Annotated in this window: 15 protein-coding genes and 1 riboswitch; of the genes, 4 read left to right on the top strand and 11 right to left on the bottom strand. The window is 42.2% G+C overall.

Translation table 11 applies throughout. The features are described 5' to 3' along the window. The first annotated feature begins 209 nt into the window (after positions 1–209). Together NG55_RS09860 and NG55_RS09855 are read left to right on the top strand one after the other, a co-directional pair. Entirely contained in the window at positions 210–773 is a 564-nt protein-coding gene (locus tag NG55_RS09860; protein ID WP_065343152.1) for a DUF805 domain-containing protein, read from the top strand. Positions 774–903: 130 nt separating this feature from the next. Next, positions 904–1884, top strand: coding sequence for a mechanosensitive ion channel family protein (locus tag NG55_RS09855; protein WP_065343151.1), 981 nt, complete (start codon positions 904–906; stop codon positions 1882–1884). Here the strand turns inward: NG55_RS09855 and NG55_RS09850 are convergent. The 5 genes from NG55_RS09850 to prfB all read right to left on the bottom strand — a co-directional run bounded on the left by NG55_RS09850 (position 1864) and on the right by prfB (position 6653). Continuing rightward, a complete protein-coding gene (locus NG55_RS09850) occupies positions 1864–2574 on the bottom strand; it encodes a 16S rRNA (uracil(1498)-N(3))-methyltransferase (RefSeq protein WP_065343150.1) in 711 nt (236 codons plus the stop codon). The two genes, NG55_RS09855 and NG55_RS09850, sit on opposite strands and share 21 nt — an antisense overlap. Then, entirely contained in the window at positions 2571–3890 is a 1320-nt protein-coding gene (locus NG55_RS09845; protein ID WP_065343149.1) for a 3-deoxy-D-manno-octulosonic acid transferase, read from the bottom strand. Before NG55_RS09845 ends, NG55_RS09850 begins: the two co-directional genes overlap by 4 nt. 110 nt (positions 3891–4000) lie before the next feature. Beyond that, complete coding sequence (locus NG55_RS09840; RefSeq protein WP_016542649.1) at positions 4001–5065, bottom strand: alkene reductase; 1065 nt, start codon at positions 5063–5065, stop codon at positions 4001–4003. A 27-nt stretch (positions 5066–5092) separates the two neighbouring features. Then, positions 5093–5395 (bottom strand): ArsR/SmtB family transcription factor, encoded by a 303-nt coding sequence (locus NG55_RS09835; protein WP_010590065.1) that lies wholly within the window; start codon positions 5393–5395, stop codon positions 5093–5095. A 162-nt stretch (positions 5396–5557) separates the two neighbouring features. Further along, positions 5558–6653 (bottom strand): peptide chain release factor 2 gene (gene prfB, locus NG55_RS09830; protein WP_141669894.1). Its coding sequence is split into 2 segments (ribosomal slippage): positions 5558–6580 and positions 6582–6653, totalling 1095 coding nucleotides; the frame shifts between segments, so codons are not numbered across the junction. A 411-nt stretch (positions 6654–7064) separates the two neighbouring features. On the opposite strand from prfB, the gene NG55_RS09825 reads away from it, so the two are divergent. Then, the gene (locus NG55_RS09825) at positions 7065–7877 is read left to right on the top strand and encodes a putative porin (RefSeq protein WP_016542648.1); all 813 of its coding nucleotides are present in this window, start codon (positions 7065–7067) and stop codon (positions 7875–7877) included. Positions 7878–8099: 222 nt separating this feature from the next. Then, positions 8100–8957, top strand: coding sequence for a putative porin (locus NG55_RS09820; protein WP_016542647.1), 858 nt, complete (start codon positions 8100–8102; stop codon positions 8955–8957). A 48-nt stretch (positions 8958–9005) separates the two neighbouring features. On the opposite strand, the gene recJ is transcribed toward NG55_RS09820, so the two are convergent. The 6 genes from recJ to NG55_RS09790 all read right to left on the bottom strand — a co-directional run bounded on the left by recJ (position 9006) and on the right by NG55_RS09790 (position 16114). Then, the gene (gene recJ, locus NG55_RS09815; protein WP_065343148.1) at positions 9006–10706 is read right to left on the bottom strand and encodes a single-stranded-DNA-specific exonuclease RecJ; all 1701 of its coding nucleotides are present in this window, start codon (positions 10704–10706) and stop codon (positions 9006–9008) included. Continuing rightward, positions 10707–11357 carry a pyridoxamine 5'-phosphate oxidase gene (gene pdxH / locus NG55_RS09810; RefSeq protein ID WP_065343147.1) on the bottom strand — a complete coding sequence of 217 codons (651 nt, stop codon included), beginning with the start codon at positions 11355–11357 and terminating at the stop codon, positions 10707–10709. 12 nt (positions 11358–11369) lie between these two features. Then, positions 11370–12707, bottom strand: a complete 1338-nt coding sequence (gene glmM, locus NG55_RS09805; RefSeq protein ID WP_065343146.1) for a phosphoglucosamine mutase — start codon at positions 12705–12707, stop codon at positions 11370–11372. Positions 12708–12835: 128 nt separating this feature from the next. Further along, positions 12836–14302 carry an IMP dehydrogenase gene (gene guaB / locus NG55_RS09800; protein ID WP_016542643.1) on the bottom strand — a complete coding sequence of 489 codons (1467 nt, stop codon included), beginning with the start codon at positions 14300–14302 and terminating at the stop codon, positions 12836–12838. 267 nt (positions 14303–14569) lie between these two features. Then, entirely contained in the window at positions 14570–15376 is an 807-nt protein-coding gene (locus NG55_RS09795; RefSeq protein ID WP_065343145.1) for an oxygen-binding di-iron domain-containing protein, read from the bottom strand. Between the two features lie 162 nt (positions 15377–15538). Next, positions 15539–16114, bottom strand: coding sequence for a TMEM165/GDT1 family protein (locus NG55_RS09790; RefSeq protein WP_065343144.1), 576 nt, complete (start codon positions 16112–16114; stop codon positions 15539–15541). Positions 16115–16196: 82 nt separating this feature from the next. After that, a riboswitch (yybP-ykoY riboswitch) is annotated at positions 16197–16338 on the bottom strand. Positions 16339–16340: the final 2 nt, after the last annotated feature.

The raw sequence follows: 16340 nt of genomic DNA, 5'->3' as shown, positions 1-16340 counted from the left end.
CAGGACGATGCTGTTGCAACTTTTTAGCTGACATGCTCAACTAAAATAACAAAGCCTGTTGTTTTACAACCCACTTACTTTCAAAAATTTACTCAAAATAATTTAAATTTGAACTGCTTGTCTATGCTTTTTGTTCTTAAAATAAGTGATTATTTTGATCATTGCCAAAAGCTTAAAAGATTTAATAATCAGAAAAATAGGAATACACTATGTTTGATCCCGCAACAACTGTGCAAGTACAGCCCCGCAGTGACCATCCACTCTCGCCAAGCGGCCGTTTCAACCGCCTCAGTTATCTAGGCTGGTATGGTTTACTCAGTGTGACCTGTCTGGCTGCATTTATCTTGATCTTTGCCTTCGCGGGTATTTTTGCAAGCAGCAATGTTGATGCTGCCATATTCAGTGCATTTTCAGGCATGTCTGTCTTTGCCATGATTGCCGTGTGGTTAGGTGCCTTTTATTTGCAAATCGTGTTTTTGATTCGTCGCCTGCATGACTTAAATAAAACAGGCTGGCTCTGTTTGCTGTTATTGGTGCCTGTGATTCAGCTGCTATTTACACTATATGTTCTATTGGCACCAGGTACACCTCATCGCAATGATTATGGTGATATTCGCCCCTCTCGTGCTTGGGAAAAACTACTGGCATGGTTGATGATTTTGGTCACCTTACTGATGATGTCAGGTATCTTCATTTTTGCTTATTATTTTGCCAGTCCAGATCTCTGGGAAGCCCCAACACAGATCATTCAAAATAGCACCGAATATTTTTAAGCGACCGCATTTAGCGAATTGATTTAATCATGAGCGGAAGCAAATATTGAATTTCACATGCGTATTGAGCATAAATTCATTATGATTGCTCCCCTCATTTACTCCTCCTTTGCGAAATAGAGATCTTGCTGTGGCAAACGAACAAACAACATTGACTGAAGTGGCGAAAGATACGGGCGCGCTGATTCATCAAGCAAGCACCAAGACCACTGAAACGGTATTGGCCCATACCGAAAAGTATCACGATGCCTATACCACCATTGATAAAATCATGGATAGCTTTTGGGAGCGCATTCCCTATATCGGGATTGCGATTACTGTTTTCATTATTTTTTGGCTGCTCACCAAGTTGTTTAAACTCTTTATTCGCAAGACTTTAGAAAATCGCAGCTATACCCGTCAAAATCTAGTTCTCGTCCTCAATCGTGTCGGTAGTACCTTTATTATCTTCTTTGGCTTCTTGATTGCGTTGGTGATTGCCATTCCAGGCTTTACCCCGAGTCAATTGATTGGTGCTTTGGGGATTGGTTCAGTTGCGATTGGTTTTGCCTTCAAAGATATCTTCCAGAACTTATTGTCAGGAATTCTGATTTTGATCAGCGAACCCTTCCGCATTGGCGATGATATTGTGGTGAATGGTTTAGAAGGCAATGTCGAAGATATTCAGATTCGTGCCACCTTCTTACGCTCACCAGATGGCCGCCGTATTGTGATTCCCAATGCCACAGTCTATACCAGTGCTGTCACGGTCAATAATGCTTATCAACGTCGTCGTTGTGAGTTTGTGGTCGGTATTGGCTATGAAGATGACATGCAAAAAGCCAAGAAGATTATTCTGGATATCTTAGACCGTAATCTGAATGTACTGAGTCAACCAGGCTTCTCGGTCAATGTCACCGCACTGGCAGATTTCTCAATTAATTTAACCGTACGCTGGTGGGTCAATACCACTGAAACCAGTACCTCAGCATCTATCAGCGAAATTCAAGAACTGGTGGTGACGGCTTTTGACGAAAAAGGCATTTCAATTCCTTATCCAGTGCAGGAAGTCAAAGTCTATCGGGGTGATCAATCTGAACAGAGCGATGCTTTAGACAAACAAACGTCCTAAAATATTCGACACCGCTGTTTCAGTTCGTAAAATTCGGTTGCCTAAGCTCATTGCTTGGCAGCCGTTTTTAATGAGCAGATCGACCTCATAAGGAATAAATCCTCCTTCTGGACCAATGATCACACTACAAGGCTGTTGAACTGCATACGGCATTGGCTGCTCAGCATAAGGATGCGCCACATAAGCAGGCTGTTCTGCACTCATCAAGGTCGGTAAAACATCTTCAACAAAAGGCTTGAAGCGTTTATAGAGCTGAATGTCTGGTGCAATGGTATCGCCTGCTTGTTCCAAGCCCAAAGTTACATAATCATTCAGTTGCTGTAAAAATGGCGTTTGCCAATAGCTTTTATCCACACGATAACTATGAATCAAGCTAATCCGCTCCACCCCCAAAGTCACTGCATCCATGATGATGCGACGCAATACTTTAGGGCGGGGTAAAGCCAAGATCAGATGGACTGGAAGCTTGGCAGGAACGACTTCTGTTTGAATTGGACGAACCGTAATACCATGTTCGCTGATACAAACAACCTCCGTAAGGTAGCGCTGACCTGCACGAACTCCAACTTTCAGGGTATCACCAACATTGAGCTGTAAGTGCTGGCGTAAATGTTGTAATTGTCTAGCTTGGTTAATCTGCCATGCATCGATTGAGTGACATTGTTCGGTTTCAAGTAAAACAATATTCATGATAATGCTGTTTGCTGTAAATAGTGATCAAGGCACTGAATGTGCTGCTGTAACGAGCCTTTATTTGCCTGTAACACCTGATCAGCCTGTCGAACCAATTGCTGAGTCTGTGCATTACCCCCTAGGCAGGCTAATAACTGCTGCCCCACCTGTGCTGCATCCTCTCCAATCAAAATGCCTTGTTGCGCCACAAACTCATCCACAATCGTTTGAAAATTGAAATGACGCGGACCAATGACGGTTGGCACATTCAAGACCATCGGTTCTAAAATATTATGCCCGCCACCTGGCTCATTCAATGAACCACCAACAAAACAGGCTTGGCTGAGGGCATACCAGAGCCACATTTCCCCCATACTATCAGCCAGAAATACTTGAGTATCCGCTTGAATGGATTGTTGCAAACTACGGCGTTGGGTTTTTAAATTTAAACCCTGACAAACTTGGTACACCTCATCAAAACGTTCTGGATGACGCGGCACCACAATACACAGCAACGCTGGATTTGAATTTAAATGCGGCTGCAATTGTTTGAGTAAACTTTGTTCTTCGGGTGCATGCGTACTGGCTAAAGTGATGATCTGACGATTCGCCAATTGCCACTCTTGTTTGAGTTGCTGTGCTTGCACAACAAAGTGCTCTGGCGCAGCAATATCAAATTTAATATTGCCAACCACCTGACTTTTGACTGGATCAAGACCTAGATCGACATAGCGTTGTTGCGTTGCCACATCTTGGGCCAATAGCCAAGTCAACTGTTGCAGCATCGGTTGAGTTAAACGACGAACCTTGCCATAACCTTTGGCCGATTTTTCGGAAAGGCGTGCATTCAATAAAATACAGGGAATCTGTTGCTGCTGTGCTTCGGCAATTAAATTGGGCCAGATCTCCGTTTCAACCAATGCCAATAGCCGAGGTTGATACAAATTAAAAAAACGTTTTAATAATGCTTTTTGATCGACAGGCAAATACACCGCCTGAAATAAATCCAGATAAGGGTCTTTTAAAAACAGGGATTTTGCCCGAGCTTGCCCCGTCTTGGTGGTATTGGTCACTAAAACGGGATGACCTAATTTTAAATAATGTTCAATTAAAGGCTGTGCCGCGTTGGTTTCACCAACAGAAACAGCATGAAACCAAATTGCCCCTAAATTTTTAGCAGGCTTAAACGGCCCAAAACGCTCGATACATTCCTGCTGAAACAGCGCATCAGTTTCTGCCCGTTGTTTGATTTTCCAACGGTATAAGGGCTTGATAACAGCCAATAGAACGTTATACCAAAACGGTGTTTGCTGTGCTGCTGTGTTCTGCGCCATCCGAGACCATAATTGACAATGTGATTCCCGCTCATTATGCGGAATTTAAAACAAAAACTCATGCAATTTTGGTAAATCACATGAGTCATTTTTTAAAGTTTTAAAGCAGATTAAGCTTCTAACTGTTCAAAGGCCGGATAATCAGTATAACCCTCAGCGCCGTCACCATATAGCGTTTGTGGTTGAAGTGGGTTTAAAGGTAAATCATGTTGTAAACGTTCAAATAAATCAGGGTTCGCGATATATTGTTTACCAAATGAGACTGCATCGGCTTGGCCTGTCGCCAGAATACGTTTCGCAGAATCCGCAGTTAAACCTTCATTGGCAATCCACACCCCTTTAAATTTAGGACGGAGTTTTGGCAATACACTATCTTCAGCTTCATACTCGCGTGTGAAAATAAAACCAATATTGCGTTGATTCAATTGCTCAACCACATAACCAAAAGTTGCCAATGGATTTTCATCGCCCATATCATGCGAATCACCACGCGGTGCAAGATGCACACCGACTCGACCAGCACCCCACACCTCGATAAATGTATCTACAACTTGGAGCAATAAACGCGCACGGTTTTCAATTGCACCGCCATATTCATCATTTCGCTGGTTAGTTGTGCTTTGTAGAAATTGGTCAATCAGATAACCATTGGCTGCGTGCAATTCCACACCATCAAAACCAGCAGCTTTGGCCTGTTCAGCAGCATTTCTATATTGCGCGACAATTTCTTGAATTTCTTCATGCGATAAGGCACGTGGTGTCACAAAAGGACGCTTTGGACGAAGTAAGCTCACTTCACCTGCAGGTTGAATCGCACTGGGTGCCACAGGTGTATCACCATCCAATAAGTCTGGATGTGAAATACGACCGACATGCCACAGCTGAACCACAATTTTTGAACCTTGTGCGTGCACGGCTTCAACAATTTTATGCCATGCCTGTGCTTGTTCTTGCGACCACAAACCTGGTGTATTGGCATAACCTGCTGCTTTTGGGCTAATCACCGTTGCTTCGGTAATAATAAGGCCAGCATTAGCACGTTGTTGATAATATTCCACCATCAAATCGTTTGGAATACGCTGTGCACCACTACGTGCTCTAGTTAAAGGAGCTAAAACCAAGCGGTTTTTAATCGTGAAATCACCTACTTGCAAAGTAGAATTTAGTTCAGCCATGATCGCCTCAACTTACACTTCTTCGATTTAAAGTGCTTGTTTTAAATGTTCGATATATTGCTGAATCAAAGCTTCATTGCGCGTGAAATAAGACCACTGTCCATATTTCTCAACCTTAATCAAACCTGCCTGTTGCAATACAGACAAATGATTCGACATAGTTGATTGTGCAACTTTTCCTAAACGTTCGATGTGCCCTGCACATACACCCCGTTCAAAACTACCACCACATTGCTCAACGGGTAGAAATTGCTCAGGCTCTTTCAGCCATTGCAAAATCTGTCGACGTAATGGATTGGCTAAGGCTTTGCTTATAACATCAATATCCATAGACTCACCACGTTTCTCAAGCGGCAACGCTTTGTTCAGCACCTGAAACCAGTATATCGAAGTTTTTAAATATTAATATCCATTTTTTTCGATATTAATATCATATTTTTTCGATTAACCAGCCGATGCTGAACGAGATTGCCGTTTTAATTGGATTAAAACTTATAAACCTTGCTTCAAACTTGCTTCGATGAACTTATCTAAGTCACCATCTAACACTGCTTTGGTATTGGAATTTTCCACACCAGTACGCAAGTCTTTAATGCGTGAGTCATCGAGAACATATGAACGAATTTGACTACCCCAACCAATATCTGACTTCGAGTCTTCTAAGGCTTGAGCAGCTTCATTACGTTTGCTCATCTCTAATTCATAGAGTTTGGCACGTAATTGCTTCCACGCATGGTCACGGTTAGCATGTTGTGAGCGTTGGTTCTGACAAGCCACTACAATCCCTGTCGGTGCGTGAGTTAAACGTACTGCAGAATCGGTTTTGTTAATGTGCTGACCACCCGCACCCGAAGCACGGTAAGTATCGGTACGAACATCGGATGGATTGATATCAATCTCGATATTGTCATCAATCTCAGGGGAGATAAATACCGCAGAGAATGAAGTATGACGGTTGTTATTACTGTCAAATGGTGACTTACGGACTAAACGATGTACGCCACTTTCAGTACGCAACCAACCATAAGCAAACTCACCATCAACACGGATGGTTGCTGATTTAATTCCAGCCACATCACCGTCTGACACTTCCATCAATTCAGCTTTAAAGCCATGACGTTCGATCCAGCGCAAATACATACGCAATAACATCGACGCCCAATCCTGTGCTTCTGTACCACCTGAACCTGATTGAATTTCAAGGAAGCATGGATTTGGATCCATTGGATTGCTAAACATACGGCGGAATTCAAGATTGCCCAATGCTTCTTCAGCACTATCCAACTCGGCCTGAACATCCAATAATAAACTTTCATCATCTGCTTCAACCGCAAGGTCAAGCATGGCTTTGGCATCATCTAACTGTTCAGCAAGGCGATCAAACACACCAATCGTATTTTCTAAGCTGCCCTTTTCTTTGGCGATGGTTTGAGCACGGTTTTGATCATTCCAAATCGCTGGGTCTTCTAATTCTCTTAAAACTTCTTCTAAACGCTCAACCTTTAGATCGTAGTCAAAGATACCCCCGTAGTGTTTGGCTACGATCAGATAAATCTTTCAATTGAATTAAATACGGATTAATTTCCACGCGTCTGTTCTCACACTATTTTTTCACTTAATCCGTTATTTTAACATAACTGTTTTAGTCGACACAGCCATGTCATTTTTAATACTTTTATTTATTAAAATAAAAATTATAAATAAATTTATTTTATCTTTTAAATATTTCTAAGCCCTGATTTTGCTCGGCCCATTGTGTGAAAATTAGACTAAATATACTAAAACACACAATTCCTCCTAAATTTTAATAAATCAAAACAATGAATTTTTAATGATAAATATCAATAATTTAAAATGTAATTATTACAAGTTAATTACATTTGTACAGTTCGATTACCTTATCAAGATTGACGCTCGCGAAAATTGCTCTAGACTCAAGTTGTAACAAAACATGTATCAGTGTTTAACACTTGGTTTAAATCTTAATGAGGAAACAACCATGAAAAAATTAGCAATTGCATCAGCACTTTTATCTGCAATCGCAGTAACAGGAACTGCTCATGCTTATCAAGCTGAGGTAGGTGGTTCTTATACCTATAAAGACCAAGATCGTTTTGGTGACAGTGATCGTTTCAGTGTAGATGGGAAATATTACTTCAACCCAGTGCAAACACGTAATGCACCGCTTGCTGAAGCAGCTTTCCTTGACCGTGCGAGCAACGTAAAAGCACAGTACGCTTATGAAAAAGATGATGCATTCAAAAACAATCAATATGGTGCAGGTATTGAATACTTTGTTCCTAACAGCGACTTCTATTTAAGCGGTAATATTGGCCGTGAAGAAATCAAACCAAATTCTAAATATGCAACTGATGAAGACAAATTAAAAATCAACCATTATTCAGCTGAAGTGGGTTACTTACCAGCACCAGGTTTATTGGTTGCTGCGGGTGCAAAAACGGTTGACGTGAAAGACGGCGACCGTGAAACCAGCCCGACGCTTCGTGCCAAATATGTCACTCAAGTTGGTCAAAATGACGTGAACTTAGAAGCTTATACTGCTTTTGGTGACAACAAAGAAGTGAAATTAAAAGGTGATTACTTCATCGACAAAACTTTAAGTGTTGGTGTTGATTATCAAAAACTTAAGTATGACGACACAATCGTTAACTCAAATGAATGGGGTATTTCTGCGAAGAAATTCTTCAATCAACAAGTGAGCTTGGAAGGTCGTGTAGGTTTCGGTAACGATAAATCATATATCGATAATGACTACACCTCTTTCGGTCTTCGTGGTGCATACCGCTTCTAAGACCTGAACAGAAGCATATAAGCTAAAAAACGCCCTGAATCATTCAGGGCGTTTTTTATTGCTTTAAATAGTGCTCTTATCCACTTTTAATCCCTACTCTCCCTTTCTTCCCTTATAAGTTTTTCAACTGCTGTCTGCATTTAGCAATTGACGCTTATCCATTTTTGAATACACTACTCAATGTAACAAAATATGTATTATTTTTAATCGGGGGAAATTCTAATGAAAAAATTAAATCTTCTTGCAACACTTGTGAGTGCTTGCTTTGCAGTCAATGCCCATGCTTATCAAACCGAAGTTAACGGTGCATATGAACATATCAATATGGATGACGGTAAAGGTAACAGTGCGGTCATCACGGGTAAATATTATTTTAACCCTGTGCAAACCCGTAATGCGCCTTTGGCAGAAGCTGCTTTCTTAGATAAAGCATCGAATATCGGTGGTGGTTATGCCTATAGTAAACTCAAAGATGACCAAGATTTTGGTGACTTACAATTCAACATTATCGGATTTCAAGGTGAATTTTATGTTCCTAATTCACAATTCTATCTTTCTGGGGCCTTGCACCGTACCAATATCAAAGCAACAATTAATGGTCTAGGTTCTGATTCTGAAAATGGCGATGGCTATAGTCTTGAAGCTGGTTTCTTGCCCATCAATGGATTACTCCTTGCAGTCGGTGTTGCCGATTTATCTGATAGCCTAAATCCAGTGCAAATTGCTCAATATGGCTTTACCAATACCCTTTCAAATGCTGCAATCGTGTCTGGTGAGAATGATGATACTGCTGTTTCTTTACGCGCGAAGTATGTTTCACAAATTGGGGGTTACTATACCAACTTTGAAGCACTCAGTTATATTGGTGATGAAACAACTTATCGTTTAGGTGCCGATCTTTATCTTGATCCAACCCTCAGTGTTGGTATCTCATTTGCAGATTCTACTGCGGATGATTCAGACAGTGTTTTCAGTCTTCGCGCACAAAAATTCTTTACCCCACAATTTGCTTTAGGTGTCGGTTATACCACAACAGATGGCGCTGACTCTTACGGCCTTAACGGTACTGTCCGCTTCTAATCAATCGCATATTACCAATAAAAAAATCCGCTCATCAGAGCGGATTTTTTATTGTTTTAAATAGGCAATTTGCAGTTGTAGACTAGTGCTGCCATTAAAGATATTACGCTCCAAGGTATACACTAAATCGACATAGCCTAGCATTGGATTAAATTCAAAACGATCCATGGCATTAAATGCAATCGCATCAATGGCATGTGACCCAACCGCCAACTTGAGTTTTAAATGTTGCTCCTTGAGCCAACGATAATCAATGACTTTGAAGCGTCCTTCAAACTGCGGTAAAGGAAACTTTTGTCCCCAAGGTCCAAGCTGCTCAATCCAATCCAAGGTTCCTAAATGCAAATCTGACTCATGTAATTCCCCATCAGTCCATAAAGTCGCCGTAAATAAATCATCATCCATCTCAGCAATCGCTTGGGTGAAAGCAGCTTTGAATGCATCAAAATGTTCTTTCTTCAACGTCAGGCCCGCTGCTGCTGCATGGCCGCCAAAATGACTAACCAAATGCGGATTTTGCTCTGCAACTTGCTCAATGGTATCGCGAATATGAATACCATCGATTGAGCGTGCTGAACCTTTAATATGGATACCATCTTCATCGGGTGCAAATACCAGACTTGGACGATGGAATTGCTCTTTTAAGCGCCCAGCCACAATACCAATCACACCTTGATGCCATTGTTCATCAAACATCACCAGTGCAGCAGGTAAATGCTCTGTTTCTAACTGAATATGTTGCAGTGCACTCAGTGCTTGTTGCTTCATTTCAGTTTCAACTTGACGGCGTTCAATATTGAGCTGATTCAATTGCTGCGCAATTGGATAAGCTGTTTGCATATCGGCAGCGAGTAGACACTCAATCCCAATCCGCATACTTTCCATACGACCTGCGGCATTAATACGAGGACCGACGACAAAACCTAAATCCTGTGCGCGCAAGCTCGTAGCATCACGACCCGCGATATCCAATAACGCTAAAATGCCTGCACGACATTGATGTTGCTGAATCCGCTTTAACCCAGCATCAATCAAAATCCGATTGTTATAGTCTAGACTTGCGACATCCGCATAAGTTCCCAAAGCCACTAGATCTAGATACTGGGTGACTTTGCTACTGCTTTTAGCTTGCTGACTGCGGTAACTCGCCAATTTCGCTAGTACATAAAAGGCAACGCCTACCCCTGCCAGTGCTTTACTGGGAAAGTCACAATCTAGCTGATTCGGATTAACCACAGCCTCAGCACTCGGTGTCGGCTTAGTGGTTAAGTGGTGATCGGTAATAATCACCTGCATCCCCAGTGCCTGTGCCGTTTCCACACCGGCATGGCTGGAAATCCCGTTATCGACTGTGATCAAAAGATCAGGCTGATAACTGTGCTTGGCTAATTCAGCAATGGCCGGCGTGAGTCCATAGCCATACTTAAAACGATCAGGCACCAGATACTCAACGCTAGCCCCCATATCTTGCAAGACAAGAACCATTAAAGCAGTACTGGTCGCCCCATCGGCATCGTAATCACCGACAATGACGATCTGTTTTTGCTGATCAATGGCTTGATCAATCAATACAACGGCCTGCTCCAACCCTTTGAGTTCAGGAGAGAGCAAATGTTTGAGTTTCAACTCCAGCTCTTGCTCAGACTGCACACCACGTCTTGCTAAAATTTCGGCAATAAATGCAGGCACGCCCTGAAACTGTTCAGGGCGCGTCAGTAAAGGTCTTTGTTGAATTTGAATCTGGGTCATTTATGGCATCAAGCGTTGTATAGTCCAAAGACCATTTTGTTTTTCATAACTTAAACGGTCGTGTAAGCGATTTGGTCGCCCTTGCCAAAACTCATAGTAATCGGCTTCTAAGCGATATCCACCCCAAAATTCAGGCTTATCCAACTCATCTTGAACTTGGCTTTGCAGCGCTTGAAAACGTTGTTGCAATAACTCACGGCTTTCAATCACCCCACTTTGCGGGGTACTGATATGTGCAGCAATCTGACTATCACGTGGACGCTTATGGTAGTAATCCGTCGATTCTTGTTCAGAAATCTTAACAACTTTGCCACCAATACGGATCTGACGCTCTAGACTTGGCCAGTAAAATAGCAGTTCAGCATAAGGGTTTTCTGCCAAGTCCAACCCTTTTTGACTGTCATAATTGGTATAGAAATCATAACCCGCTGCTGTCGCGCCACGTAATAATACGGTACGCACATGCGGACGACCTTGCTGATTTGCTGTCGCCAACGACATGGCATAAGGCTCATGCAAATGTGCTGCAAGGGCATGATTGAACCAATTCAGAAATTGCGCATGCGGTTCAGCACTGATCTGAGCTTCATGTAATTCACCTTGCTCATAGCTCAAACGTAATTCGCTGAGGTCTTTAATGACATCACTCATGATGGCCCTCCCTTAAGCAGCTTGAGCTTGAGCGCGTACTGCATCGGCCAAATGATTGGCCAAAGCCTCAACTTCTTGCTGCTGATCGCCTTCCACCATGACACGAATCACAGGTTCCGTACCTGATTTACGAATCAATAAACGGCCTCGACCTTTTAGTTGCTGTTCCGCTTTCTCAAATTCTGCAACCAAGGCAGGAATCGAATAAGGGTCAATCATGTGTTGCAGCCGAACATTGACCAACACTTGCGGGAATAACACAAAACCGTCCACTAACTCATGTAAGGCTTTGCCTTGTTCAACCATCACCGTTAACACTTGCAGAGCTGCGATAATGGCATCTCCTGTCGTACTCTTATCCAAAGTCAAAATATGGCCTGAAGGCTCACCACCTGTCACCCAATTCTTTTCTTCCAGGGCTTGTAATACATAGCGGTCACCCACTTTGGCACGGACAAAGCCAACCTCAGCTTTTTGCAAAGCCAACTCAAGCGCCATATTACTCATGACCGTACCTACAACGCCCTCTGGCTTATGTTTTGCCTGAGTTGCAAGGACATACAAAATATGGTCACCATCAATCAATTGACCATTTTTATCCACCATCACCACACGGTCAGCATCACCATCGAAGGCGATACCCACATCGGCTTGATGTTCCAATACCGCTTTCTGTAATTGTTCTGGATGAGTTGAACCGCAGTTTTCGTTGATGTTTAAACCGTCTGGCTCGTTAAACAGTGGAATAACTTTAGCACCGAGCTCACGGAACACTGACGGACCTACGCTATAGGCTGCTCCATTGGCACAATCCACTACGATTTTTAAATTACGTAAGTCAAAATGGTACGGGAAAGTTGATTTACAAAATTCGATATAACGACCATTGGCATCCTTAACACGCACACTCTTTCCTAGATTTGCAGTGTCCTCAATCAGTAACTCTTTTTCCAGTTCCTGATTGATTTGGTCTTGTAGAGAGTCTGGTAATTTTTTACCTTCGCTGGAAAAGAACTTAATGCCATTATCAAAATATGGGTTATGCGATGCAGAAATCACAATCCCAGCATGCGCATGTAGCGCGCGGGTAAGGTGCGCAATCGCAGGAGTGGGTAGTGGCCCCAATAAATGCACATATACACCTGCCGCATTCAAGCCTGCTTGTAACGCAGCTTCTAAAATATAGCCCGATAAGCGCGTGTCTTTCCCCAGCACCACAATCGGCTTATTTTTAGGGCTATTTCTTTTTAATACTTTTCCTGCGGCAAAGCCTAATTTTAGTGCGAACTCAGGAGTAATTGGCAGTTGTCCAAATTTACCGCGAATTCCATCAGTACCAAAATAACTCATCTTCTACTCACTTTCTTATCTTTTATATGGTCTGTAACCATATCTTTCTTCATCTACTTCACTTTACACCAAAACAAAAAAAACCGTCAGTGGCCTGACGGTTTTTCAATCAGCAAAATTACCAAAAATCAACCAACTCGATAGTTTGGTGCTTCCTTAGTAATAGTGACGTCATGAACATGTGATTCCGACATACCTGCTGAAGTAATTTTCACAAATTTTGCATTTTGACGAAGATCTTCAATCACCGATGAACCGGTATAACCCATTGATGAGCGTAGACCACCCATCATTTGGTGAACGATATTCCCCATTGGTCCTTTATATGGAACTCGACCTTCGATGCCTTCTGGGACTAACTTTTCAGCACCCGCTTTAGCATCTTGGAAATAACGGTCTGCAGAACCAGATACACCCGCCATTGCACCCAATGAACCCATGCCACGGTATGCTTTGTAGTAACGGCCTTGGAAGAATTCAACTTCGCCTGGTGCTTCTTCAGTTCCAGCAAGGAGTGAACCCACCATAATCGTGCTCGCACCTGCGCCAATCGCTTTCGCCATATCGCCAGAGAAACGAATACCACCATCTGCAATCAAAGGAATTTGATCTTTCAGTGCATTGGCAACACTATCAATTGCCGAAATTTGCGGCATACCAATACCAGCCACGATACGTGTGGTACAAATCGAACCAGGGCCGATACCGACTTTCACGGCATCTGCGCCTGCATCAAGCAATGCCAATGCTGCATCACCAGTCGCAATGTTGCCACCAATCACTTGCACTTGTGGGTAGTTGGCTTTGACCCAACGTACACGTTCGATTACGCCAGCAGAATGACCATGAGCGGTATCGACCACAATCGCATCAACACCAGCATCGACCAAAGCTTCGACACGGCTTGGTGTTTCAGCACCAGTACCCACTGCAGCACCAACACGTAAACGACCAAGGTCATCTTTACAGCTGTTTGGATAACTTTCAGCTTTACGGAAATCAGTCACCGTAATTAAGCCTTTCAGTTCATGGTTTTCACCAACAACCAATACTTTTTCAATACGGTGTTTTTGCAATAATGCTTGGATATTTTCTTTAGACTCGCCTTCACGTACAGTCACAAGACGATCTTGACCTGTCATGATGTTACTTACAGGCTGTTCAAGATTGGTTTCAAAGCGTGTATCACGACCTGTCACGATTCCAACCACTTTGCCGTCTTTCACAACAGGTACGCCACTAATATTATTGGCCTGAGTGATTGCAATCAATTCACGAACTGTTGTTTCAGGGGTGACCGTAATTGGATCTTTCACCATACCTGCTTCAAATTTTTTCACACGACGGACTTCAGCGGCTTGCGCTGCGATATCCATATTTTTGTGCAAAATACCAATACCACCGTTTTGCGCCATCGCAATTGCCATACGTGACTCAGTCACCGTATCCATTGCAGCAGAAACGAGAGGGATATTAAGTTGAATTCCGCGAGTTAAACGTGTCTTTAAGGAGACATCTTTTGGGAGAACAGTTGAGTAGGCAGGAAGTAATAAGACATCATCGAAGGTTAACGCTTCTTGAACGATGGTCAGCATAACAATCTCACTGGTAATTTCCGTGAGCTATTATAAACAAATTTCGATGTGATTTTCATTTTCTATGATGAAAATAATTTGAATCTACGCTTGAATGACTTTTCACCTAATCGGTTTTCGTCTTGAACCTTAAAACCACAGTCCGTATCTTGGCGCTTCAATATGAGAATTTTCAATAACCTACATTGAAAATTATAAAACTGACTAGTGGGATAACGACTTTGCTATTCCACCAGCCATAAAACGTTATATTTCACTGATCATTGCTTAACTCATTTCAGCTGGCAAACTAAAGACATATTCATTCATTAAGTCCACACCACATTCTAAGGTTTCAATCCAATCTAAGAATTGATTGATCATCTCCTTACCAATAAAAGCGGTCCCATGTTGCGGTACAATCATTTCCAAATCCATTTGTCGCACCATATTCACCCATAAACGAATCACTTTATTGGAACACATATAGCGTTGATGAAAGCCTTTCATCTTTTTAATATGGGCGTCAAAATCAGTAATCGGCAGACTGGCATCCTCAACAATGGAAGCCCCCATATCGCCTGAAAACAGAATTTTGGCAGTTGGATCATAAAACTGAAAATTCCCCACCGAATGCAGAAAATGCGCAGGGACAGCCACAATCGCAGACTCGCCCAAAGGAATAATTTGCCCTGTATCTGACAGTTCAATCAGACGCTCTTCCCAATTCCCTTTCATGCGATCACTCATAAAGGCTGAATTTAAATGAGGTAAAAAGCGCGCCCATAGCTTAGAGGCCACCACTTTGGCATCGGTATACACCAACCAACGCGGCATTGAGGTAATAATGTCAGGGTCTTGATGTGAAGCCATCACATAGTCCAAATTCTTTAATTTGGTATAGCGATTGAGCTCCATGGTTAAAGGCACATAAGTAAGGTCGCCACCTGGATCTAGAACCGCTGCACGCTCATGATCAATAATTAAAAATTGATTGGCCTGAATGCCTTCCCCTTTAACCAAACTGGTAAAACTAATGCATTTATGTGTGCCATTATCAAACAGTATTTGCGATGTTGTCCGCTCAAAACTCATAACTACCCCAGAAAAATTCTTTAAATATGAAATATTTTTAATTCCATAATAAAATAATGGGATTTAGTTCATGTTTCAATCAGATATTGGATTTTTATCCTAATTTATCAGAAAAAACCCATCTCTATTGGATGGGTCTGGATGATCTTAAATTCAAACCATTTAGAAGAAATAATGCTGCACTAGAGTTGAAACACCGACAATCAAGAAAATCGCAGCGCCAATTTTGTGAATCAATGAAATCGGTAATTTATCTGCCAACTTATTACCAATAAATACTGCAGGCGCATTGGCAAGCATCATCCCGAATGTGGTACCCAGCATCACCCAAAACACACTGTCGAAGCGCGCTGCTAAGGCCACTGTTGCAATCTGAGTTTTATCACCAATTTCAGCCAAGAAAAACAGAATGAAGGTTGCACCAAATACCCCAAACTTCTGCCATTTATTGATATTTTCAGTTTCATCACCTAATTCATCTGGTATCAGCATCCAGATTGCCATGCCAATAAAACCAAGTGCCAGAATCCATAATAAAATTTCAGGACTGAGTACGGTGGTAATCCATTGTCCCAATACAGCAGAAATACCATGGTTAATTGTGGTGGCCAGTAAGATGGCTATTAAAATCGGAATCGGTTTACGGAATCGTGCAGCCAGTAACAGGGCAAGCAATTGCGTTTTATCACCCATTTCAGCAATGGCAACAATTGAAGTGGAGATGAGGAATTCATACATAGTGAATGCTCTGGCTAGCAAAATATACCGATGACCTACCGCTCCTGCTAGCCAAAATCAAATAGATTGATGCAGAGTGGTAAATCAAAGGTCTTGCCAACAAAAGCACAGCTGAGAAGCTGTTCTTGGTTCTTTGCTATGATGACCATGTTCGGTTGAACAATTATGTTGATCATCACCTCTTTACTTTGCGTAAAGAGCGGCTACTCCCCAATGAAGTGAATCC

This window comes from Acinetobacter gyllenbergii (assembly GCF_001682515.1).
Lineage (GTDB): Bacteria > Pseudomonadota > Gammaproteobacteria > Pseudomonadales > Moraxellaceae > Acinetobacter > Acinetobacter gyllenbergii.
The sequence above is the reverse complement of the archived record's forward strand: the minus strand, read 5'-3'. Positions and strand labels throughout refer to the sequence as shown.